Source organism: Escherichia sp. S10b, assembly GCF_028421345.1.
Lineage (GTDB): Bacteria > Pseudomonadota > Gammaproteobacteria > Enterobacterales > Enterobacteriaceae > ECMA0423.
The window spans coordinates 1-542 of record NZ_JAHZSO010000113.1; the positions used below are offsets into that span (position 1 = coordinate 1).

Here is a 542-nt window from a genome sequence, read left to right on the forward strand (position 1 = left end):
CGGCCTTTGAATGGGTTCATGTGCAGCTCCATCAGCAAAAGGGGATGATAAGTTTATCACCACCGACTATTTGCAACAGTGCCCTTCTCCTATCCCCTGGGAACACATCAATCTCACCGGAGAATATCGCTGGCCAAAGCCTTAGCGTAGGATTCCGCCCCTTCCCGCAAACGACCCCAAACAGGAAACGCAGCTGAAACGGGAAGCTCAACACCCACTGACGCATGGGTTGTTCAGGCAGTACTTCATCAACCAGCAAGGCGGCACTTTCGGCCATCCGCCGCGCCCCACAGCTCGGGCAGAAACCGCGACGCTTACAGCTGAAAGCGACCAGGTGCTCGGCGTGGCAAGACTCGCAGCGAACCCGTAGAAAGCCATGCTCCAGCCGCCCGCATTGGAGAAATTCTTCAAATTCCCGTTGCACATAGCCCGGCAATTCCTTTCCCTGCTCTGCCATAAGGGGTCTGACGCTCAGTGGAACGAAAACTCACGTTAAGGGATTTTGGTCATGAGATTATCAAAAAGGATCTTCACCTAGATCC

Annotated in this window: 1 pseudogene; it reads right to left on the minus strand. The window is 54.1% G+C overall.

Annotated elements, in window-relative coordinates:
• Positions 1–178 precede the first annotated feature (178 nt).
• A pseudogene (locus FTE26_RS08370) lies at positions 179–448 on the minus strand (IS91 family transposase); the annotation flags it as partial.
• Between the last annotated feature and the right edge of the window lie 94 nt (positions 449–542).